5 protein-coding genes are annotated in these 3,922 nt (G+C 70.5%); all 5 read left to right on the top strand.

Annotated elements, in window-relative coordinates:
- The first annotated feature begins 300 nt into the window (after nt 1-300).
- The 5 genes from ACLN58_RS19060 to ACLN58_RS19080 all read left to right on the top strand — a co-directional run bounded on the left by ACLN58_RS19060 (nt 301) and on the right by ACLN58_RS19080 (nt 3,902).
- Nucleotides 301-1,053 (top strand): response regulator transcription factor, encoded by a 753-nt coding sequence (locus ACLN58_RS19060; RefSeq protein ID WP_415856812.1) that lies wholly within the window; start codon nt 301-303, stop codon nt 1,051-1,053.
- A complete protein-coding gene (locus ACLN58_RS19065; RefSeq protein ID WP_415856813.1) occupies nt 1,053-2,240 on the top strand; it encodes a sensor histidine kinase in 1,188 nt (395 codons plus the stop codon). The genes ACLN58_RS19060 and ACLN58_RS19065 overlap by 1 nt, the downstream gene beginning before the upstream one ends.
- A gap of 38 nt (nt 2,241-2,278) precedes the next feature.
- Nucleotides 2,279-2,530 (top strand): type II toxin-antitoxin system Phd/YefM family antitoxin, encoded by a 252-nt coding sequence (locus ACLN58_RS19070; protein ID WP_415856814.1) that lies wholly within the window; start codon nt 2,279-2,281, stop codon nt 2,528-2,530.
- Nucleotides 2,527-2,787: a Txe/YoeB family addiction module toxin gene (locus ACLN58_RS19075; RefSeq protein ID WP_415856815.1), complete on the top strand. Its 261-nt coding sequence runs from the start codon at nt 2,527-2,529 to the stop codon at nt 2,785-2,787. Before ACLN58_RS19070 ends, ACLN58_RS19075 begins: the two co-directional genes overlap by 4 nt.
- A gap of 203 nt (nt 2,788-2,990) precedes the next feature.
- Nucleotides 2,991-3,902, top strand: a complete 912-nt coding sequence (locus ACLN58_RS19080) for an alpha/beta hydrolase (RefSeq protein WP_415856816.1) — start codon at nt 2,991-2,993, stop codon at nt 3,900-3,902.
- Nucleotides 3,903-3,922: the final 20 nt, after the last annotated feature.

A 3,922-nucleotide genomic window follows, 5' to 3' on the forward strand; every position in this document is an offset into this window, starting at 1 on the left:
GACGACGACGCTCGCGCCGAGCCGTGCCGCGAGCTCGCCCGATCCGTCCGAGGACCCGTTGTCGACGACGATCGCCCGCCACCCCGCGGGAACCCGGCTGAGCACCCACGGAAGCGCCTCGCGCTCGTCGAGGCACGGGAAGACGATATCGGCCCGGATCGCATTCACACCGTTCACGTCACCGACGCTAGGCCGCAGGCTCTGGCCCCCGCCCCCGCAGAACCTTACGGAACGCGGAACGATCGCGAGCGGGCGGCTTCGGCCGGTTCCGGGCGGCCAGAGAAGGCCTATCCTGCGAGGGTGAGCGCAGACCGAACCGAGGGCAGCCTGCTCGGCAACCCGCTAGGGAATCGCAGGATCCTCGTCGTCGAGGACGAGCTGACCCTGTGCGACGTGGTGCGCGGCTATCTCACCCAAGCGGGGTTCCAGGTCGACGTCGCCCACGATGCGTTCACGGCCATGCACCTCGCGGCGACGCGCGAGCCGGACCTCATCCTCATGGACCGTCTGATCCCCGGCCTCGACGGCGCCGAGGTGTGCCGGCGGCTGCGCACCACGACGGACGTCCCGCTCATCATGCTCACGGCGCTCGGCACCGAGGACGATCGAATCGTGGGACTCGAGGCGGGCGCCGACGACTACATCACGAAGCCCTTCTCGCCCCGGGAGCTCGTGCTGAGGGTCGAATCCGTGCTCCGGCGCAGCCTCCGGGCCTTCGACCCCGAGCCGCCCGTCGAGGGCGGCGGCGTCTGGCTCGACCCCGGGTCGCGCACCGCGAGGCTCGGCGACGCGCCGCTAGGGCTCACGCTCCGCGAGTTCGATCTCCTCGCCTTCTTCCTCCGGCATCCCGGCCAGGCGTTCAGCCGCGAGGACCTCATCAAGGCCGTGTGGGGCTGGTCCTTCGGGGACCTCTCGACCGTGACCGTGCACGTTCGCAGGCTCCGCGAGAAGATCGAGCCGGATCCCAAGCATCCGCGGCTCCTCACCACCGTGTGGGGCGTCGGGTACCGCTTCGACGGAGCCGAAGGCATCGAGCGGACCGGAACCCTTTGATGCAGGCGCCGGGCCTCCTCGAAACCCTCGCGTGGCTGCTGGCCTGGGCGGCGGGCATCACCGCGCTCAGCATCGGCCTCCAGAGGCTCGCGCGGCGGGCACCCTTCTGGGTCCAACTCGTCATCGTCGTGGCAGCGACGGTCGGCGTCTTCGTTGCCGGGGTGGTCAATGCGTTCAACGCGATGGCCATCGCCGAGAGCGACCTCTGGGCCGTCTGGATCATCCTCGCGGCGGCGGGAGCCGTCGCCATCGCGATGTCACTCGTCCTCGGCTTCCGCCTCTCGCGCTCGACGTCGAAGCTCATCGTCGACGCCGCGCGGATCGGCCGCGGCGAGGTGCTCGGCGGAGACCTCCCGCCCGCCGCGAGGGCAGCCGGAAGCTCCGAACTCACGGCGCTCGCGGACGAGCTCGCGCGGACCAGCCGCAGGCTCGAGGAATCCCGCGCCCGCGAGGCGGCCATCGAAGCGGCGCGGCGTGAGCTCGTTGCGTGGATCTCCCACGATCTGCGCACCCCGCTCGCGGCGGTCCGGGCCATGGCGGAGGCGCTCGAGGACGGCGTGGCCACAGACGCCTCCGACTACCACCGCCGCATGATCGCCGAGACGGACCACATGGCCGTCATGGTCAACGACCTCCTCGAGCTCTCGACGCTCGAGGCCGGGACCCTCACGCTCCGCGTCGAACCGCTCGAGCTCTACGATCTCGCGAGCGACGTCATGGCCGAGCTGGCCCCGCTCGCCGCGCAGCGCGGGATCTCCCTGAACGGCGGCGAATCGTCGGGATGCCGCGTCGTTGCCGACGCGCGGACTGCGAGCAGGGCCCTGCGCAACGTCGTGCTCAACGCCATCATGTACAGCGTCGAGGGAGGCACGGTGACGGTCGGCCTCGGGCAGGGTTCCGCGCCGGACGGGTCCCGCGAGGCGCTCGTGTGGGTGCAGGACACGTGCCGTGGGATCGCGGAGGAAGACCTCCCGCACCTCTTCGCGCCCGGCTGGCGGAAGTCGGAGTCGCGAGGCCGGACGGTCGGTCACAACGGCAGCGGTTCGCTCTACGCCGGCGCCGGGGTGGGGCTGAGCGTCGTCGCGGGCATCGTCCAGGCTCACGGCGGCCGCGTGACAGTCGAGAACCGCGACGGAGGCTGCCGCTTCACGCTGGCCTTCCCCGTCGACGGCACGGGAGCCGGGTAAAGTGGTACGCTTTTAAGTACCACTAACGGGAGGCTGCCATGTCTGCGATCACGGCGAGCGAAGCGCGCAAGACGCTATTCGGACTCATCCAGCGGGTCAATGACGACCACACCGCCGTTGAGGTCGTCTCCCGACACGGCAATGCGGTCATCATGTCGAAGGACGACTACGACGCGATCACCGAGACCGCTTACCTTCTGCGAAACCCGGCCAATGCCGCGCGTCTGCTGGAGGCGATCGAGCGGGCCCGACGCGGCCAGTTCGAGCACCACGAGCTGCCGGACGCGTGAGCCGAGCGCTCGCCTTCGACCCGAATGGGTGGGAGGACTACGTCGATTGGCAAACCCAGGACCGCAAGACGCTCAAACGCATCAATGGGCTGATCGCTGATGTGCTGCGCGACCCGTTCGCCGGAATCGGAAAACCCGAGCCGCTCAAGCATGTCCTCGCCGGCGCCTGGTCGCGTCGCATCGACGACGCCAACCGTCTCGTCTACTACGTCACCGACGACCACATCGTGATCTTGATGGCGCGAGACCACTACTGAGGCACCTGATCACCTGATCACGCGTCCATGGACGGCATCCGCTAGCCAGTTGCGACTGCGCGGAACCGGCCCGGTCGGCGAACGCTTGCAACCCCCTGCCGCCCGTTGACCTCGCGGCGTACCATGAGCGGCACGCGTTGGCCCACGGTGTACTGGCCCACGGTGCTCTGGCCCACGGTGCTCTGGGCGGAAAGGCGGCGGCCATGGCACGGCCACTCGCAATGGCTTCATCGGCGGCGCTCGCCGCGGCCGCGCTCACGATACGGGCCGCGGGACGCCTCTCTCCAGGGCTCGGCGCGGCGGCGGCCCTTCCCCTGTTCATGAACACGCGCCCGCGGATGCGCATGAGGCCGTCGGACGCCCCGACGATGCTCACGGCCCAGCGCGGCACCGTGCCGGTCCCCGGCCTCCACGGCCGTGGCGGGGAAGCCGTCGCCTACGCATGGGGACCCGCCGATTCCCCGGTCCTGCTCGTCCACGGTTGGGGCGGCAGGGCCGCGCAGTACGCTCCCTTGGTTCGGGCGTTCCTCGACGCCGGGATCGGTGCCGTCGCTTTCGACGCCCCGGCCCACGGCGAATCGCCGGGGCGCGGCACCTACATCGTCGACTTCCACGCGGCAATCGCCGAGCTCGCGCGCCGCCATGGGCCGTTCCGCGCCGCCGTGGGACACTCCTTCGGCGCGTTTGCAACGCTCATCGCCGTGGCCGATGGCCTCGAGACATCGCGCGTCGCGGCCATCTCGTCCACCACCGACACCGACTTCATGATCTCCTCGTTCGCGCGAGGAGTGGGCCTCGGGCCCGCGGGCGCCGAGGCGCTCCGCGACCGCTTCGTCCGGCGCATCCTGCCCCACGAACAGCGCGTGTTCGAGCGGTACAACGCGGTAGACCGCGCCTTCCCCGAGGACGTGCCGTGCCTGTTCGTCCATGACACGGCAGATCCCATCGTGCCCCTCGCCGAGGCCGAGAGGATCGTCGAGGCCCGCAAGCCGAACGCCCGCCTCGTGACCACGACGGGTCTGGGGCACTACCGGACTGTCTCGGCGCCCGCCGTGGTCGAGGCGGTCACGGCGTTTATCGCGGACGGCACCCGCGGGCCATCCGCGCGGCCCTGACGCAGGCCCGCAGCGAGGGC

The sequence above is a fragment of the Sinomonas sp. G460-2 genome (genome assembly GCF_047759905.1).
GTDB lineage: Bacteria > Actinomycetota > Actinomycetes > Actinomycetales > Micrococcaceae > Sinomonas.

Bases quoted from the DNA above. Each gene is read 5' to 3' on its own strand.
- ACLN58_RS19070 (WP_415856814.1), top strand. From the start codon at position 2,279: ATGTCTGCGATCACGGCGAGCGAAGCGCGCAAGACGCTATTCGGACTC.
- ACLN58_RS19080 (WP_415856816.1), top strand. From the start codon at position 2,991: ATGGCACGGCCACTCGCAATGGCTTCATCGGCGGCGCTCGCCGCGGCC.
- ACLN58_RS19065 (WP_415856813.1), top strand. From the start codon at position 1,053: ATGCAGGCGCCGGGCCTCCTCGAAACCCTCGCGTGGCTGCTGGCCTGG.